The sequence below is a fragment of the Streptomyces sp. SudanB5_2050 genome, from assembly GCF_964272335.1.
GTDB lineage: Bacteria > Actinomycetota > Actinomycetes > Streptomycetales > Streptomycetaceae > Streptomyces > Streptomyces rochei.
The window spans coordinates 3,974,954-3,992,095 of the sequence record NZ_OZ186760.1 but is presented as its reverse complement, the minus strand read 5'-3'; the positions used below and the strand labels follow the sequence as shown (position 1 = coordinate 3,992,095).

Sequence of the window (17,142 nt, the reverse complement as noted above, 5' to 3'; positions counted from 1 at the left end):
CCCGAACACGCTGCGTGTCCGCCCCGGTCCCGGCCGCGCTCCCCGACCCGCCGGTCAGGTGATGACGATCTCCCGCTCGAAGCGCCGGCCGACCGCCCGCAGGCGTTCCTCGCACACCGCGCGGGTGTCCCCGGTCAGCACGGCGGCGGCCAGGAAGTCGGAGGAGATCTCGGCGGGACCGAGGCGCTGGCCGGGCCGCGCGAAGACCCCGTAGAACTCCACGTACGGCTCGCTCGGGGGCCGCGGTACGGCGCGGACCTCGCCCGGCCGCTTCATGATCAGGGCCTGGCCGGCCATGCGCAGCGGGCGGAGCAGCGCGCCGGGCGGGAGCCCGTCCAGGGCGGGCAGCGGCAGCCCGGCCTCGGCGCGGGCCGCGTACTCCACGGGGTGGACCTCGTACACGGCCTTCAGTACGTCGCGGATGCGGCCGCCGGGGGGCCGGCAGGCGATCTCGCACAGGACCAGCCGGTCGTCCGGGGTGTGGAAGATCTCGGCGTGGAAGGCGGTGTCGGCGGGTGCGCCGAGCACGCGCAGCAGTCGGTCGGTCAGGGCGACGAGCCGCGTGGCGACCGGGTCGTCCGGGTCGAGGGTCAGGTCGATGCGGGCGCCCCGGTCGGTCCGGTAGGACGCGAGGTCGTACTGGTACTGCGAGGGGCAGGACAGCACCGTGCGCCCGCCCGCGACCAGGCCGTCCACATGGCACATCCGGCCCGGCACGTACGCCTCCAGGAGCACGTCCTCGCGCGGTGCCGCGCCGGCCGGGAACTCCCGCCGGAGGTGGTCGGCCAGTTCCTCCTCGGTGCGCACGATGCGCAGGCCGATCGAGCCGAAGCCGTCACGGGCCTTGAAGACCAGGGGCAGGCCGTGGAGGCGGGCGAAGGCGCGGACGTCGTCCGCGGTGCCGGGCACGGTGTGCGCGGCCACCTCGATGCCGGCCTCGGCGGCCAGGCGCTTCATCAGCACCTTGTCGCGGAAGGGCAGCACGTCCTCGCGGCGCGGCCCCGGCAGGCCCAGCCGCTCGCGCAGCAGGGCGGCGCGCAGCAGCTCGGCCTCGTGGTGGGCGATGACCCGGGTGACCCCGTGCCGCCGGGCGAGGGCGAGGGCGCGGCGGGTGATGTCCTCGTCGTCGTCGAAGCTGTCGACGATCTCCAGGTGCCGGTAGCCGCCGTGTCCTTCCGGCACCTGTTCGCCGCCGCGTTCGACGCAGTCCCGGGCGGCGATCATCACGACGCCGCCGTCGTGGTCGGCGAGCCAGCGGTCGTAGGGGAAGGGGTCGAGCGGGAACCGGTGCAGTACGAGGACGCTCACGCGTCACCTCCGGGGTGCTGGGGGCGTGCGGGGCCCGTCGGGGCGGGCGGGGTGCGGGGGCGGGGCGGGTCGCCGTCGGGCGCGGGGGCGGGGTGCGGGGGCGGGGCGGGTCGCCGTCGGGCGCGGGGGCGGCCGGTTCTCAGGGGACCGCCGCCGGGGACCGCCGGGGCGGGAGGCGGTGGGCGATGGTGGCCGTGCGCCAGGGCTCCGGGCGGGTGACCCGCTCTCCGGCGAGCGCGCGGAACAGCCAGGTCTCCGGGTCGAAACCGGCCGCCGCCCGCAGGAGTTCGCCGCCGTGGCGGCCGGTGCCGGTGCCGGACCCCACGATGCGGGGCCCGTCCGCGCCGAGCACCAGCGTGACGTGGGCGAGGCCGCACTGGAAGTCGGCCAGGTCGAGCAGCGCGCCGGCGGCCGAACGGAGTTCGGCGACCTGCCGGTTGCCCACGGGCGCCGGGCAGACCTCGGTGACGAGGGCGCCGGCGGACCGGCGGTTGGTGACGGCGAGCATGTGGTGGAGGCCGTCGACCGTGAGGGCGTACACGACGAAGAGCGGGCCCTCGACGAACTCCTCGACCAGGAAGGGACCGTCCCCGTCGCGGGTGGCGGCCCGCCACTCCGTCAGGTCGCCGGGTTCCGACAGCAGGGCGGTGCGGCCGTCCGGGGAGCCGCAGTGCCGTACGACCGCCGGGAGTCCCGTCTCCCGTACGGCTTCGGCGGCCTGGGCGGCCGACGCCGTCTCCCTGCTGCGGGCGGCGAACCGGCCGTCCTCCCGCAGCAGCCGGCGCAGCGCGACCGGGTCCGTCAGCCGCCGCACGGACCGCGCGCTGGTCAGGGCGAGTCCGGTCGCGTCGGCGTCCTCCAGCGCCGCCAGCCGGGCCCGGCCGTCCCCGGTGTGCAGGACCCGGCCGATGCGGTGGCGGTGGGTCAGGCTCCGCACCTCGGCGGCGGGGTCGGCCGGGTGGCCGGAGGCGGAGTCCGGCAGCCGCCAGACACGGAATCCGGCGGCCCGGGCCTTGGCCGCCGTCTCGGCTCGGGCGCCGACGAGGAGCAGCCGCCGGGAGTCACCGGGACGTTGCATGGGAGCGCCCGTCTGTGAGGTGGGGAGGGTGGGAAAGTCGAGGGTCCTTATCGGGTGCCGGCGGGCCGGTCGGCCGGTTCGTCCGCGAGGACGCCGCCGGTGGCCCAGTGGCCGCGTGGCACGTCCCGCACGAGGACGGTGACGGCCTCCCGCGGGCAGCCGGCGACGCGGGCGGTGGTCCGGGTCAGTTCGGCCACCAGCTCGGCGCGGGCGGCGCGGTCGTTGCCCTGCCACCAGTCGACGGTGATCACCGGCATGGCGTTTCTCCTTGTTCCACGGGGGCGGACGGTGGTGCGGGGGCGGGGGAGCCCCACTCGCTGAGGTAGCGCTCGCCGGTGTCGGGCAGCACCGTCACGAGGGTCTTCCCGGCGTACTCGGGCTTGGCGGCCAGCTCCGCGCAGGCGTGCACGGCGGCGCCGGAGGACACCCCGGCGAGGACGCCCTGGCGGCGCGCGAGGGCGCGGGCCGCCGCCATCGCGTCCTCGTCGGAGACGGTGACGATCCGGTCGATGAGCGACACGTCGGTGGCGGCGGCGACGAAACCGCCGTTGAGGCCGGGGATGCGGTGCTGTCCGGCCGTGCCGCGCGAGAGCACCGGCGAGTTCTCCGGCTCCACGGCGACGATCCGCACCGCGGGGTCGCGTTCCTTGAGGTACCGGGCGATGCCGGTCAGCGTGCCGCCGGTGCCGACGCCGCAGACCAGGACGTCGATCTCGCCCGCGGTGGCCGCCCAGATCTCCGGGCCGGTGGACGCGTAGTGGGCCCGCACGTTGTCCGGGTTCTCGTGCTGGCGGCAGAACCAGGAGCCGGGGGTGGCCGCGTGGATCTCCTCGGCCCTGGCGATCGCGCCGGGGTAGCCCGCGTCCCGCGGCGTGCGCACCACCTCGGCGCCGAGCGCGCCGAGCAGGGCGATCCGCTCGGCGGTGGCGCTGTCGGGCAGCACGATCACACAGCGGTAGCCGCGCGCGGCGGACAGCGCGGCCAGCGCGATGCCGGTGTTGCCGGAGGTCGCCTCGACGACCGTCCCGCCGGGCGGCAGCTCCCCGCGCTCCTCGGCGGCACGCAGCATGAACAGGGCCGCCCGGTCCTTGATGCTGGAGAGCGGATTGGCCGACTCCAGCTTCGCCAGCACCCGTACGTCGTCGGGGACACCGGCCGGCCGCAGCCGCACCAGCGGCGTCGAGCCGACCAGATCGTCGATGCCGTCCGCGACGGCCGGGCGCCCGGCGGGCACGGTCCGCGTGGCGCTCACCGGTCCCCCTCCATCCGCACGGTCAGCCGGGTGGCGACCAGCTCCTCGCAGAGCAGGACCGCCTTGGCGGTGTCCTCGGCGGTCACGGCGACCATCCCGAGGCGGTCCCAGTTGTCCCGCGCCGCCCGGACCACGGAGCCCTTGCGCGCCGCGATGTCCACGACCAGCACGTCGGGGTGGGCGCGCAGTTCGGCGACGCCCGTGACCTCGGCGACGGTGCCGGGCCGGCCGGTGACGCCGCGCGCGCAACCGGCGGCGCGGGCCTCGGGCCGCCCGTCGAGCGGGTCGACGAGCCCGAACGGCCAGGCGATCGCGTACCGCGTGAGGTCGATGCCGTACGCGGCCTCGACGAGGGTCTGGATGTGGCCGCCGCCGTTGCGGTTGTGGCCCTCGATGACGAGCGGCCCGCGCGGGGAGAGCCGTATCTCGGTGTGGCCGGGCCCGTCCTGGACGCCCATCGCGTCGAGGAACGCGGCGACGGCCTCCTCGACGGCCCGCTCGTCGTCCGGGTCGAGCCGGGCCGGCAGGGCGTGGCCGAGTTCGGCGAAGTGCGTCTCGTCGACCAGTTTCTCGGTGATGGCGACGACGACGTGGCGGCCGGCGAAGCTGAAGGTCTCGACGCTGAACTCGGGGCCCGGGATGTACTCCTCGATGAGGTAGTCGTGGACCTCGTAGAGCGTGGTGCCCCGGTCGACGCCCGCGTCGCGCACGGCGCCCACCCGCTCCCACACCGCGTCCACGTCCTCGGGCCCGGACACCTTGAAGATCCCGAAGCCCGCCGTGAGGTCGACCGGCTTGACCACGAAGGGGTAGCCGTGCGCGCGGCCGAAGGCGGCGAGGCTGTCCCGGCCGGTCAGCGGCTCGGCGCCGATGGCGAACCGCGGCGCGACCGCCGCCAGGTGACGGCGCATCGCCAGCTTGTCCCGCAGCAGCCGGGCCGTCTCGTACCCGGTGCCGCCGAGGCCGAACAGGTCGTTGACCCGTCCGGCGATCTCCAGACCCGGTTCGGTCAGCGAGATCGCGGCGCTGAAGTTCCACAGCTGGTGGGCGGCCCTGGCCAGCGGCTCCACGACCGTCCAGTCGGTGAAGTCGGCGATGAAGGTGACGTCGGCGAGACGGACCTGCTCGGGGTCGAACTTGTCCTTGTGCTGGATGAGGATCACGTTCAGGCCGAGGTCCCTGGCGATGCGCAGGGGTTCGGTGAGGTGGCCGAGGACCAGCAGCGTCCGCTCGGGCACCATCGGCCGGTCGGGCTCCTTGTGCACGGCGTTGACCAGCTCCGACCGGCGCGTCACCCGCAGGAGGGCCTGGGCCTCGCGGGCCCGCCGCCGGGCCTGGTCCGCGTCGGCGCCCGTGACGACGACGAAGCCGTGCCTGCTGCCGGAGTGCACCGTGACGGGGAGTTCGTCGCCGGGACCGAACGGGAAGTGCAGGTCGTGGACGTGGTCCAGCTCCTCGACGGCGTCCAGTCCCTCGACCCGCTCGACCGTCCCCGGCTCCAGCTGGAAGAAGGAGATCGCGCCGGTCCGCCCGGCGGGGCGGGGTGCGCAGGGCCGGCCGGCCAGGGCCTCGAAGACGGCCGCCTCGATGTCGTAGCCGGTGGCGAGGCGGATCAGGTGGGGGATGCGGTCGCCGCCCAGCCGGGCCTGGGACTCGACGACGCGGGGTCCGTCGGCGGTGAGGATGATCTCGGTGTGGGCCGGTCCGAAGCGGTGCCCGGCGGCGTCCAGGAGCGAGGTGACCAGCTCTGCGGCCGCGCGGGCCGTCTCCGCCGGCAGCGGCGCCGGGAAGAGCTGCCCGGTCTCCACGAACAGCGGTCCCTCGGTGACCTGCTTCTCGGTGATGCCGACCACGTGGTGGACGCCGTCGGCGCTGAGCGTCTCCACGCTGAACTCCGGACCGGACAGGAACTCCTCGACGATCACCGGACCGTCGTAGCCGAAGGCGGCCAGCTCCCGCCGCCACTGCTCCAGCTCCCGCGGGCCGGACAGCCGGCGCACGCCCGCGCTGCCCTGGAGCCGGGTCGGCTTGGCGACGGCCGGGTAACCGAAGCCGTCGAGGATGCCGGGCACCTCGTCCGGGTGTCCGGCGACGGCGGTGCGGACCGGGGAGAGCCCGTGCTCGGCGAGCAGGCGGCGCATGGCCGCCTTGTCGTTGAGCGCGCGCACGGCGTCGGGCGGGTTGAGGGCGAGCCCGAGGGCGTGCGCCTCCTCGGCGGCGGGCAGCATCGTGGACTCGCGGCCCAGGTGCAGCACGTGCGCCACGTCGTGGGCGAGGGCGGTCTCGCGGACCAGGGCGCGCAGGGCGGCCTCGTCGTCGAAGTCGGTCAGGAGCAGCTCGGCGGAGTGCCGGGCCACGTCCCGCAGGTAGTCCTCCGACTGGAGCGCCGGGTCCCAGACGGACCACACCTCGAATCCCGCGGCGACGGCCTTCTCCACCAGCTGCCGGTAGGGCTGGACCATGAGGATCCGGCGGTTCTCGGTCACTGTGCGTTGTCCTTTTCCGGGAGTTCGGGGATCGCGGCGGCCGCGGCCCGGGCGTCCTGGGCCCGGAACAGCGACCGGTAGAGCACGATGGCGCCGGCACCGAAGACGCCGAAGAGGCCGGCCATCCCCCAGTCGGGGACGACGGCGCTGACCGTCACGCACAGCGAGCCGACCAGCAGTCCGAGGCGGACCTGGAGGCCGTACGCCGCCATGTACTTGGTGCGCGACTCGTCGGGCACCGAGTTGGCCAGCAGGGTCTGCTTGACCGGGGCGCTCATCAGCTCGCCCGCCGTCACCACGAAGGTCGCGGCGATCAGCGTCCAGGCGTCGCCGCTGACCGCCCAGACCATGTAGCCCGCCGTGAACACGGCGACGCCGGTCACCAGGCGCCGCCGCTCGTCGGTCCTGCCCAGCAGCCGCCCCACCCACAGGGCGCAGCAGACGATCAGCAGGGTGTTGACGGCCCGCATGATGCCGAGCATGTTCACGCCGTTGACGTCCACCCGCCAGGAGCCGACGTGGAACAGCTCCTGCGGCGTGAAGTCCTCGCCGAGCCGCACCGCGATGGACGACGAGATCTGCACCTCCACGGAGCGGACCAGCAGCGCGGCCAGGGCCAGGCGCAGGAAGAGCCGGTCGCGTACGACCGAGACGTAGCCGGTCAGAGCGGACTTCACGCCCCGGGGGTGGGCGACGCCGCCGGCGGGCGCCGTCTCCGAGACGCCGAACCAGGTCACCGCGGTGACCGCGCACAGCATCACGGCGGCGGCGGTCAGGAGGTGGAAGAAGTAGCCGTGGTAGAGGAAGCCGCCGACGAGCGAACCGAGCATGAAGGCGACGTTGGTGCACCAGTAGTTGATGGTGTAGACGCCGGTGCGGGTCTCGGGGGTGGTGAGGTCGACCAGCATGGCGTCGTTCGCGGGCAGCGCCACGCCCGCGCAGGAGGCGGCGGCCAGGTACAGGACGTACATGACGACGCCGTCGCCGTTCCCCACGGGGGAGGCGACGAGGGCGAGGCCCGCGTAGGACAGGCCCGCGCCCAGCTCGCCGGCGAGCAGGACGGGGCGGCGGCCGTAGGTGTCGGAGAGGTGACCGCCGACGAGGTTGCAGGTGATGGCCGCGGCGGAGACGGCCAGGGTCATCAGACCGGCCGTGGCGACGCCGTACAGCTTCGCGAAGTGGATCACCATCAGCGGGACCAGCATGATGTCGAAGAACCGCTGGACGAACGCGATGACGATGCGCAGCCGCAGCGTGCGGTGCAGCTCCCTGAACCTCACCGCTCGGCCTCCTCGTCCGCCGCGTCGGGCCACCAGCTCAGGTAGCGCTCGCCGGTGTCGGGGAAGACGGCCACGACGGTGGCGCCCGCGAGGTCGTGCCGGCGGGCCAGCACGGCGCAGGCGTGGGCGGCGGCGCCGGAGGAGACGCCGACCAGCAGTCCGCTGCGGGCGGCGATGTCCCGGGTGGCGGCCGCGGCGTCCGCGTCGTCGACGGCGACGACCTCGTCGATCAGGGCGGTGTCGGTGACGGGGCTGATGAAGCCGCCGTTGAGACCGGGGATGCGGTGCGGGCCGGGCTCGCCGCCGGACAGCAGTGCCGAACCGGACGGCTCCACGGCGACGATCCGGAGGTCCGGGTTGTGTTCCCGCAGGTGGTGGCCGATGCCGGTGAGGGTGCCGCCGGTCCCGACCGAGCAGACCAGGACGTCGACGCGGCCGCCGGTGTCCCGCCAGATCTCGGGGCCGGTCGTCGTGCGGTGGGCGCGGACGTTGTCGGCGTTGGTGTGCTGGCTCGCGTACCAGGCGCCCGGCGTCCGGGCGGCCAGCCGCTCGGCGTGCTCGACGCAGCCCGCGAAGCCGAGGGTGTGGTCGGTGAACTCGACGCGGGCGCCCAGCAGGCGCAGGGTGGCGACCCGTTCCCGGGTGGCGTTGTCCGGCAGCACGATCACACAGCGGTAACCGCGCGCGGCGGACAGCGCGGCCAGCGCGATGCCGGTGTTGCCGGACGTGGACTCGACGACCGTCCCGCCCGGCCCCAGCTCCCCGCGCTCCTCGGCGGCCCGCAGCATGAACAGGGCCGCCCGGTCCTTGATGCTGGAGAGCGGATTGGCCGACTCCAGCTTCGCCAGCACCCGTACGTCGTCGGGGACACCGGCCGGCCGCAACCGCACCAGCGGCGTCGAGCCGACCAGCCCTTCGATGCCGTCCGCGATGTTCTCGGCCGGGCCGGCGGCGGGGCTGTCGGTGGAGCGGTCGGTGGCGTTCTCGGCGATGGCCGCGGTCACGGTGTCGTCCTCGGGGTCGGGGCATGGGGCGGTACGGAGGGGGTGCGCCGGGGCGCGGTGGGACGTCCGGGCGCCCTCGGGAGCCGGGGCGCGGCGCCGCTCGGCACCGGCACGGGAGCCGGTCCGGACGTGGCCGGTCCGGACGGGGCCGGTCCGGGTGCCGGTCCGGACGGAGCCGGCACGGGTGCCGGTCCGGGCGGGGCATCGCCCGGGGGACGGCGCCCGCTCACCACGACCCCGCCGAGGCCGTGGCCGCGAACAGGTCCTCGTCGAGGAGCGGGGGGCTGCCCGCCGGACGCACCCGCGCGGTGGGCGCCAGGACCTTCGCGTACGCGGGCACGTCCCTGACCACCAGGGCCTGGGCGCCGACGACCGCGTGGTCGGCGACGGTCACCGGGCCGAGCACGGTGGCGCCCGTGCCGAGGACGACGCCGTCGCCCACCCGGGGGTGCCTGCGCTCCCCCGCGGGGCGCCGTACGTCGGTCCACCAGCCGACGGCGCCGAGGGTCACCTGGTGGTAGATCGTCACGTCGGCACCGACCTGCGCGGTCTCGCCGATGACCACGGCCGCACCGTGGTCGATGAAGACCCGGCGGCCCAGTTCGGCGCCGGGGTGGATCTCGACCCCGGTGGCGCGCCGGGCGGCGCGGGCGAGCAGACGGGCCGTCAGACGCCGGCCGCGACGGTGCAGCCGGTGCGCGACGCGGTGCGTCCACAGGGCGGGCAGCGCCGGGTGCAGCAGCGCTTCGCGGCGGTTGCGGACGGACGGGTCACGCTCGACGACCACACCGAGGTCCTCGCGCATCGTGCGCAGGAGGCCCGGCTGTTCTCGTTCCGGCATGAGGGCTCCGTAGTCGTTGCGGGGGCGAGGGCTGGTCGGTGGGCGAGTGCGGATCGGTGCGCGGGCGGGTCGGTGCGCGGACGCGTCGGTGCGCGGGCGGCGGCTCAGGCGGGCACGTCGACCGGCTGCCGCACCGCGGCGAAGACCGCGTCGAGCAGGCCGCCGAGCGCCCCGACGGCGGCCGGATCGGTGAACTCCCCGTCGGTCACGGGCAGCTCGCCCGCCCGGCCGAGCGCGACCGGCTCGTGGTCCACCACGAGGGCTCCGCAGCGGCTCAGCACACCCCGCAGCGCGGGCTGCGCGTCCACCCCGCCGCGCGCGCCGGGCGAGGCGCTGAGCAGGGCGACGACCCTGCCGGTGAGCGGGCTGGCGCCACCGGGCCGCGACAGCCAGTCCAGGGCGTTCTTCAGGGCGCCGGACATCTCGCCGTTGTACGAGGGGGTGCTGACGATCAGCGCGTCCGCGCCGCGCACCAGCTCCTTGGCCTCCCGTACGGCGGCCGAGCCGTCGCACCGCTCGACGTCACCGTCGTACAGCGGCAGCAGCCCCACGGAGAGCATCGCCACCTCGTGCGGCCCGTCGGGGCCGGCGGGCCGCTCCCGCACCAGGCGTCGCACGGTGCGCAGGGCGGTGGTGTTCAGGGAGTCCCGGCGCAGACTCCCCGATACGAGAACGATCTTGGTCACGGCGGCTCATCCTCTGCGGGTCTCGACTGCCGCCAGCGTGACCGCCCGCGATACCGCTCCGGTCCCGGCCCGGTCCCGTGCCGGTGCGGAACAGGACCGGAAGGAATCGGGTACGCCCCCGCACCACAGTCGGTGATCTCGGACGCACGACTTTCCTGGTCCGCCACCCATTGATCACCACATTGCGGGGGGCAATGCACATGAACACCGAGAGTGCGCTCATACCGGGCCCGGAGCCGGTCCCGGAGGCCGCGGACACCGGCCTGCCCGGACTCCTGGCCCACCAGGCCCGGCTGCGGCCCGGGGAGACGGCCGTCGCCTTCGGTGCCGAACGGCTCTCCTACCGCGACCTGTTCGACGCGAGCCGGCGTCTGGCCGCCCGGCTGGCCGGCCTCGGGGTCGGCGCCGAGGACCGCGTCGGCCTGTTCACGGAGCCGTCCACCGAGCTGATGACCGGGGTCTGGGGCATCCTCACCGCGGGCGCCGCCTACCTGCCGCTCTCCCCCGACTATCCGGAGGACCGGCTCCGCTACATGATCGAGGACTCCGGTACGAGGGTGATCGTGACCCAGGACCGGCTGCGGGACCGGCTCGCCGCCCTGGCCCCCGCGGGCACCGTCATCGTCACCCCGGCCGACGCCCCGGTGACCGGGACCGCCGCCGCGCACCCCACCGCGGCCACCGCGGCCCTCGCCGGTCCCGCCGCCCCGTCGCCCGACCACCTGGCGTACGTCATCTACACCTCGGGCAGCACCGGCAGGCCCAAGGGGGTGCTGATCGAGCACCGGTCGGTCGTGAACCAGCTGCGCTGGCTCGCCGCCGAGGGCCACCTCGGCCCGGACGTCACCGTGCTCCAGAAGACGCCGATGAGCTTCGACGCCGCCCAGTGGGAGATCCTCGCCCCGGCGACCGGCGCCCGTGTCGTCATGGGCGCTCCCGGCACGTACCGCGACCCGGAGGCGATCACCGAGGCGGTCAGGACGCACGGCGTCACCGCCCTGCAGTGCGTGCCGACGCTGCTCCAGGCCCTCCTCGACACCGAGGGCTTCTCCTCCTGCACCTCCCTGACCAGGGTCTACTCCGGCGGCGAGGCCCTCACCCACCGCCTGGCCCGCGCCTTTTGCGAGCAGCTGCCCGGCGTCGCCCTCGTCAACCTCTACGGCCCGACCGAGACCACCATCAACGCCACCGCCCACCGGGTCGACCCGGCCCGGCTCGGCAACGGCGACGACTGCACCGTCCCCATCGGGCTCCCCGTCGACGGCGTCACCGCGTACGTCCTGGACGAGGAGATGGCCCCGGTCGGCGTCGGCGAGACCGGCGAGCTGTACCTGGGCGGCGTCCAGGTGGCCCGGGGCTATCTGGACCGCCCCGACCAGACCGCCCGCGCCTTCGTGCGCTCCCCCCTCGAACCGGGCGGGCGGCTGTACCGCACCGGTGACGTGTGCCGGTGGAACCCGGACGGCACCCTGCAGTTCGCGGGCCGCACCGACAGCCAGGTGAAGCTGCGGGGCCACCGCATCGAGCTGGAGGAGGTCGCCTCCCGCGTCGAGGAGCACACCTGGGTGCGCCGGGCCGCCGCGGTCGTCACCGACGACCCCCGCACCGGCCGTCCCTCCCTGGTCGCCTGCGTCGAGCTGAACCCGAGGACGGCGGCGGTCATGGACCAGGACGTACGCGGCGAGCGCGGCGCCCACCACCAGTCGAAGGCGTCGAAGCTCCAGGTCAAGGCGCAGCTGTCCAACCCGGGGCTGCGTCCCGCCGACCGCCTCGCCGGCCGCCCCGTCGTCAAGCTGCCCGGCCGCACCCCGACGCCCGAGCAGCGGCGCGAGGTCTTCGCCCGCAAGACCTACCGCTTCTACGAGGGCGGCCCGGTCACCCGCGACGACCTCCTGGCCCTGCTCGCGCCCCGCCCCCGGCACGGGCGCTCCCGCCCCCTGGCCGACCTGACCCTGACCGAACTGGGGGTGCTGCTGCGCTGGTTCGGCCAGTACCGCAGCGAGGAGCGACTGCTGCCCAAGTACGCGTACGCCTCACCGGGCGCCCTCTACGCGACCCAGCTGTACGTGGAGTCGGGCGGCGCCGCGGGCCTCGCGGCCGGCGTGTACTACCACCACCCCGTCGACCACACCCTGGTGCGCGTCGGCGAGGGCACCGGCCACTGCCCGGCGGACGGTCTCCTGGTGCACTTCCTCGGCCGGACCCGGGCCATCGAGCCCGTCTACAAGAACAACATCCGGGAGGTCCTGGAGTTCGAGGCCGGTCACATGCTGGGCGTCTTCGAGGAGATGCTCCCCGGTCACGGCCTGGCCATCGCGCCGCTCGGCCACTTCCCCGCCGTCCACTCGGCCCTGGACGTCGCCGAGGAGGACCACTACCTCGGCACCTTCACGATCACCGCCGCCGACGGCCGCCCGCCCCAGGACCCGACCGAGCTGTACGTGCAGGCGCACGGGGACCGCGTGGCGGGGCTGCCGCACGGCCTGTACCGGTACGCGGACGGCACGCTGGAACGCCTCGGCGACGAGGTGGTCGAGGCCCGGCACGTCATCGCGATCAACCAGGGCGTGTACGGGCGGGCGGCGTTCGGCATCAGCGCCGTCAGCCGCGCCGCCGAGCCCTGGCTGGAGTACATCGCCCTCGGCACCCGCCTGCACCACCTCCAGCGCGTCCCGGGCTTCGGCCTCATGTCCTCCGGCTACTCCTCCCGGTCCGGTCACCCGCTGCCGGCCGCCCGCCGCCTCGACGACCTGCTCGCCGCCGCGGGCCGGGCGGGCGGGGCCTCGTACTTCTTCGTCGGCGGCCGGGTCAGCGAGCGGCAGGCCGCGAGCGAGGGCATGTACGAGGACTCCGTGCACACCAAGGGCCCGGCCGAGATGATCCGCGACGAACTGGCCCGCTTCCTGCCGGACTTCATGGTCCCGGGCCGGGTCCTCGTGCTGGACTCCCTGCCGCTGACGGCCAACGGCAAGGTCGACACCAAGGCCCTCGCCGCCTCGCCCGAGGTGGCCGCCGCCCGGCCCGCCGGTCCGTACGTGGCTCCCGCCGGACCGACCGAGGAGTGGCTGGCCGAGGCGTGGGGCACGGCACTGAAGTACCCGGACGTGTCGCAGGTGTCGGCGGAGGACGACTTCTTCGCCTGCGGCGGCAACTCCCTGGTCTCGGTGGCGCTGATCAACAGGATCAACCGGCACTTCGGCACCCGCCTCGCCCTCCAGGTGATCTTCGAGGCGCCGCGGCTCAGGGATCTGGCGGCCCGCATCGACGACGACGCGCCGGCCCCCGCCTCCCGTCTCGTCCCGCTCGCCCGCGAGGGCGGCTTCAGCCCCGTCTTCTGCTGGCCCGGCCTCGGCGGCTACCCGATGAACCTGCGGCTGCTGGGCCGCACGGCGGGCGTCGACCGCCCCGTCCTCGGCATCCAGGCGCACGGCATCAACGCGGACGAGACCCCGTACGGCACGATCCGGGAGACGGCGCGGGCCGACATCGCCGAGATCCGCCGGGTCCAGCCCTACGGCCCGTACACGCTGTGGGGGTACTCCTTCGGCGCCCGCGTCGCCTTCGAGGCGGCCTGGCAGCTGGAGGAGGCGGGGGAGAAGGTGGAGAACCTGCTCCTCATCTGCCCGGGCAACCCGAAGGTGCGCGGCGGGACCGCCCGCGGCCGGGAGGTCTCCTACACCGACCCGGCGTACGTGACGATCCTCTTCTCCGTCTTCACCGGCACCATCGAGGGCCCGGACCTCGACGCCTGCCTCGCCGCCACCCGCGACGAGGACGGTTTCGTGGCGTACGTCCACCGGCTCGTGCCCGCGCTGGACGAGGCGACGATCCGCCGCATCACCCGCATCGTCGCCACGACGTACGAGTTCGACTACACCTTCCGCGAGCTGGCCGAGCGCACCGTCTCCGCGCCGGTGACCGTCTTCAAGGCACGCGGCGACGACTACTCCTTCCTGGAGGGCAGCTCCGGCTACTCGACGGCGCCCCCGACCGTCGTCGACCTCGCCGGCGACCACTACGGAGTGCTGAAGGAGGAGGGTGTGGGGGAGTTGGCGGCGCGCGTCCGCGAGGTGATGCTGCCGACGCTCTGAGCCGGGCCCCGCACGACGAAACGCCCTCCGGGAGGATGTCCCGGAGGGCGTTCGGCCTGCTGTGGAGCCTAGGGGAGTCGAACCCCTGACATCTGCCATGCAAAGACAGCGCTCTACCAACTGAGCTAAGGCCCCTGGAGCGGCTTCCGACCGGAACGCGCACGCACCGGTGGGTGCCGCAGACAAGAGTACCGGGTCGCCCCCCGTATCTCACAAATGATTGGGGGTCCCCGGAAACGACCACGCTCCGTAAGATGCTCGGCGTGGTTCGCTGGAGCGAACTGCGGTTTTTGGGGAAGCGATGGGGAGACGCAATGGACGCCGCACAGCAGGAAGCCACCGCAAGAGCGCGGGAACTGCAGCGGAACTGGTACGGGGAGCCACTGGGGGCGCTCTTCCGTAGGCTCATCGACGATCTTGGCCTCAACCAGGCTCGTCTCGCGGGGGTTCTGGGACTGTCCGCGCCGATGCTGTCGCAGCTGATGAGCGGCCAGCGGGCGAAGATCGGGAATCCCGCGGTGGTCCAGCGGGTGCAGCTGCTGCAGGACCTGGCGGGGCAGGTCGCGGACGGCAGCGTGAGCGCGGCCGAGGCGACGGAGCGGATGGACGAGATCAAGAAGTCGCAGGGGGGGTCGGTGCTGAACAACACCACGCAGACGACGAGCGGTTCGGGGGCGCCCACGGTCAAGCGGGTGGTGCGCGAGATCCAGTCGCTGCTGCGCTCGGTGGCGGCGGCCGGGGACATCATCGAGGCGGCGGACGCGCTCACGCCGACCCACCCCGAGCTGGCGGAGTTCCTGCGGGTGTACGGCGCGGGCCGCACCTCGGATGCGGTCGCGCACTACCAGTCCCACCAGAACTGACCCCGGGTCCCGGCCGCCGCTCGGGGGTGCGGCGGCCGGGCCGGGGAGTGGCGGCGACAGGTCCCAGGGGAGGAGCGGCGCACGGCCATGGGTGAGGTCTTCGCGGGCCGGTACGAGCTGGTCGATCCGGTCGGCCGGGGCGGGGTGGGCGCCGTCTGGCGTGCCTGGGACCACCGGCGCCGGCGGTACGTTGCCGCAAAGGTGCTCCAGCAGCGGGACGCGCACGCGCTGCTGAGGTTCGTGCGGGAACAGGCCCTGCGGATCGATCACCCCAACGTGCTCGCGCCCGCGAGCTGGGCCGCCGACGACGACCAGGTCCTGTTCACCATGGACCTGGTGGCGGGCGGTTCGCTGGTCCACCTGGTCGGGGACTACGGCCCCCTGCCGCCGGCGTTCGTGTGCACGCTCCTCGACCAGCTCCTGGCGGGTCTGGCCGCCGTGCACGCCGAGGGCGTCGTGCACCGGGACATCAAACCGGCCAACCTGCTGCTGGAGGCGACCGGGACCGGCCGGCCCCGGCTGCGGCTGTCCGACTTCGGCATCGCGATGCGGCTGGGCGAGCCCCGGCTGACCGAGACCAACCTCGTGGTGGGGACGCCGGGTTACCTGGCCCCGGAGCAGATGATGGGCGCGGAGCCGGACTTCCCGGCCGACCTGTTCGCGGTGGGGCTGGTCGCGCTGTACCTGCTGGAGGGGGCCAAGCCGGACGCCAAGGCGCTGGTGCAGTATTTCGCCGAACACGGGACGCCGCCGGCGCCGCAGGGGATTCCCGAGCCGCTGTGGCAGGTCGTGGCGGCGCTGGTGCAGCCGGACCCGGCGGCGCGGTTCCGTACGGCGACGGGGGCGCGCAAGGCGCTGGCCGCGGCGGCGGAACTGCTGCCGGAGCCCGGCCCCGACGACGAGCTGATCGAGATCTTCGACCAAGTCGGCCCGCTGCCCCCCGGGTTCACCGCCGACGGCCCCCTCGTCCGGGCCACCGGCCTGAACCGCACGCCACCCTCCGCCCACGGCCCGGCCACGCCGCCCTCCCCCCACGGCCCGGCCACGCCACCCTCCCCCCTCGGTCCGGTCACGCCGCCCTCCGCCCACGGTCCGGGCACGCCACCGGCGCCCCGTTCCGACTCCCCGCCCCTCGCGGCCCCTCCGCCGGCTCCCCCTTCCGGCCGCCGATCGGCACCCGGGGACGGCGACCCGTCCGGTACCGCCCCACCGGCCACAGACCGCGCCCCCGAGCCGTCGACCGGCTCGGCCCACACCCCGACACCGCCACCCGGCACGCCGTCGCCCTCACCCACCCCCCTCACACCCTCCTCCGACGGGCGGCCGGCACCCCCACCCGGCAACCCGACCGGCCCCGGCACCCCATCACCGGGCACAGACCCCGCCCCCGAGCCTCCGAACAGCCCGGCACACACCGGAACACCGCCACCCGGCACGCCATGGTCCTCGCCGGGCCCCCTCGCACCCCCCTCCTCGGCGTCCGTACCGTCCCCGGGCGGCCTCCCCCCTTCCCCGGTCCCGACCGGGACGCCACCGCTGTCCGACCGGGAGCCGGTCACCCCGCGGGCCGTACGCGCCACCCCGCCGCCCCCGCCGAGCACAGCGCCCGGCGTCGACGCCGCACCGCCCGCCTCCGGTGGCGCGGCCCCTCCCCCCGCCCGCACCCCGGCGCCCCCGGACCCCACGCCATCGACTCGGGCGCACCCGCCGCACACACCGGCAGCGGACCAGGGCGCCCCCAGCGCCCTCGGCGGCGGACCCTCACCCCGGCGGCCCGGCACACCGGGCGCCCCGCACCCCGCCGCCACGCCTTCGTCCTCGCCGGACTCCCCGGCCCGGCCCGCCGAGGCCGCCATGTCGGAGACGGGCAGCTTCCGGCTGCCGCCCCCGCGGGCCTCGGCCGCCGCCCCGCCCGCGCCTCCGCACCACGGCGCGCCGCTCGCGGACCCGCACCCGCCGCACCCGCCCGCACGTCAGCGCGACCTCGACCCCGCACCGCAGCGCGACCCCGACACCGTGACCGCCCCGTACACCGCCCGGAACCCCCGGGAGACCGCGCCGGTGTCCACGCCCCCACCGGCACACGCCCCTGCCCCGACCCCCGTCCCCGCGCGACCGCAGCACCGAGCCGCCCGGCGTCGGCGCCGCCGGAGCGGCGGGCCGCCGACCCGCGTCGCGGTGCCCGTGCTGCTGCTCGCGCTGGTCTGTTACGCCGTGGGCTTCTGGGCCCTGGCCCGGCTCTGACCCGGCCCG

At 75.1% G+C, this 17,142-nt stretch carries 12 protein-coding genes and 1 tRNA gene; 3 read left to right on the top strand and 10 right to left on the bottom strand.

Features of this window, described 5'->3' with window-relative positions:
- Positions 1 to 54: 54 nt before the first annotated feature.
- The 9 genes from ACFZP7_RS17775 to ACFZP7_RS17735 all read right to left on the bottom strand — a co-directional run bounded on the left by ACFZP7_RS17775 (position 55) and on the right by ACFZP7_RS17735 (position 9,935).
- Positions 55 to 1,308 (bottom strand): hypothetical protein, encoded by a 1,254-nt coding sequence (locus ACFZP7_RS17775; protein WP_031017517.1) that lies wholly within the window; start codon positions 1,306 to 1,308, stop codon positions 55 to 57.
- A 139-nt stretch (positions 1,309 to 1,447) separates the two neighbouring features.
- Positions 1,448 to 2,386 (bottom strand): hypothetical protein, encoded by a 939-nt coding sequence (locus ACFZP7_RS17770; protein WP_385634780.1) that lies wholly within the window; start codon positions 2,384 to 2,386, stop codon positions 1,448 to 1,450.
- 47 nt (positions 2,387 to 2,433) lie between these two features.
- Positions 2,434 to 2,643 carry a 4-oxalocrotonate tautomerase family protein gene (locus ACFZP7_RS17765; protein WP_019324731.1) on the bottom strand — a complete coding sequence of 70 codons (210 nt, stop codon included), beginning with the start codon at positions 2,641 to 2,643 and terminating at the stop codon, positions 2,434 to 2,436.
- A complete protein-coding gene (gene cysK / locus ACFZP7_RS17760; protein WP_385634779.1) occupies positions 2,634 to 3,638 on the bottom strand; it encodes a cysteine synthase A in 1,005 nt (334 codons plus the stop codon). The genes ACFZP7_RS17765 and cysK overlap by 10 nt, the downstream gene beginning before the upstream one ends.
- On the bottom strand, positions 3,635 to 6,124 hold the full coding sequence (locus ACFZP7_RS17755) for an ATP-grasp domain-containing protein (protein ID WP_385634778.1): 2,490 nt from the start codon (positions 6,122 to 6,124) through the stop codon (positions 3,635 to 3,637). Before ACFZP7_RS17755 ends, cysK begins: the two co-directional genes overlap by 4 nt.
- Positions 6,121 to 7,404, bottom strand: coding sequence for an MFS transporter (locus tag ACFZP7_RS17750; RefSeq protein WP_385634777.1), 1,284 nt, complete (start codon positions 7,402 to 7,404; stop codon positions 6,121 to 6,123). Before ACFZP7_RS17750 ends, ACFZP7_RS17755 begins: the two co-directional genes overlap by 4 nt.
- Entirely contained in the window at positions 7,401 to 8,336 is a 936-nt protein-coding gene (locus tag ACFZP7_RS17745; protein WP_175438192.1) for a PLP-dependent cysteine synthase family protein, read from the bottom strand. The genes ACFZP7_RS17750 and ACFZP7_RS17745 overlap by 4 nt, the downstream gene beginning before the upstream one ends.
- 298 nt (positions 8,337 to 8,634) lie before the next feature.
- Positions 8,635 to 9,249: a serine O-acetyltransferase EpsC gene (epsC, locus tag ACFZP7_RS17740; protein WP_030971351.1), complete on the bottom strand. Its 615-nt coding sequence runs from the start codon at positions 9,247 to 9,249 to the stop codon at positions 8,635 to 8,637.
- A 104-nt stretch (positions 9,250 to 9,353) separates the two neighbouring features.
- A complete protein-coding gene (locus tag ACFZP7_RS17735) occupies positions 9,354 to 9,935 on the bottom strand; it encodes an NADPH-dependent FMN reductase (RefSeq protein WP_385634776.1) in 582 nt (193 codons plus the stop codon).
- A 194-nt stretch (positions 9,936 to 10,129) separates the two neighbouring features.
- Here ACFZP7_RS17735 and ACFZP7_RS17730 point away from each other — a divergent pair, with 194 nt between their 5' ends.
- Positions 10,130 to 14,026 (top strand): amino acid adenylation domain-containing protein, encoded by a 3,897-nt coding sequence (locus ACFZP7_RS17730; protein WP_385634775.1) that lies wholly within the window; start codon positions 10,130 to 10,132, stop codon positions 14,024 to 14,026.
- A 62-nt stretch (positions 14,027 to 14,088) separates the two neighbouring features.
- Here ACFZP7_RS17730 and ACFZP7_RS17725 read toward each other — a convergent pair.
- A tRNA-Ala gene (locus tag ACFZP7_RS17725) sits at positions 14,089 to 14,161 on the bottom strand.
- A 179-nt stretch (positions 14,162 to 14,340) separates the two neighbouring features.
- Between ACFZP7_RS17725 and ACFZP7_RS17720 the strand changes: the two genes are divergently transcribed.
- Together ACFZP7_RS17720 and ACFZP7_RS17715 are read left to right on the top strand one after the other, a co-directional pair.
- Entirely contained in the window at positions 14,341 to 14,889 is a 549-nt protein-coding gene (locus ACFZP7_RS17720; protein WP_030971354.1) for a DNA-binding protein, read from the top strand.
- An 87-nt stretch (positions 14,890 to 14,976) separates the two neighbouring features.
- Positions 14,977 to 17,133, top strand: coding sequence for a protein kinase domain-containing protein (locus ACFZP7_RS17715; RefSeq protein ID WP_385634774.1), 2,157 nt, complete (start codon positions 14,977 to 14,979; stop codon positions 17,131 to 17,133).
- The last annotated feature ends 9 nt before the right edge of the window (positions 17,134 to 17,142 follow it).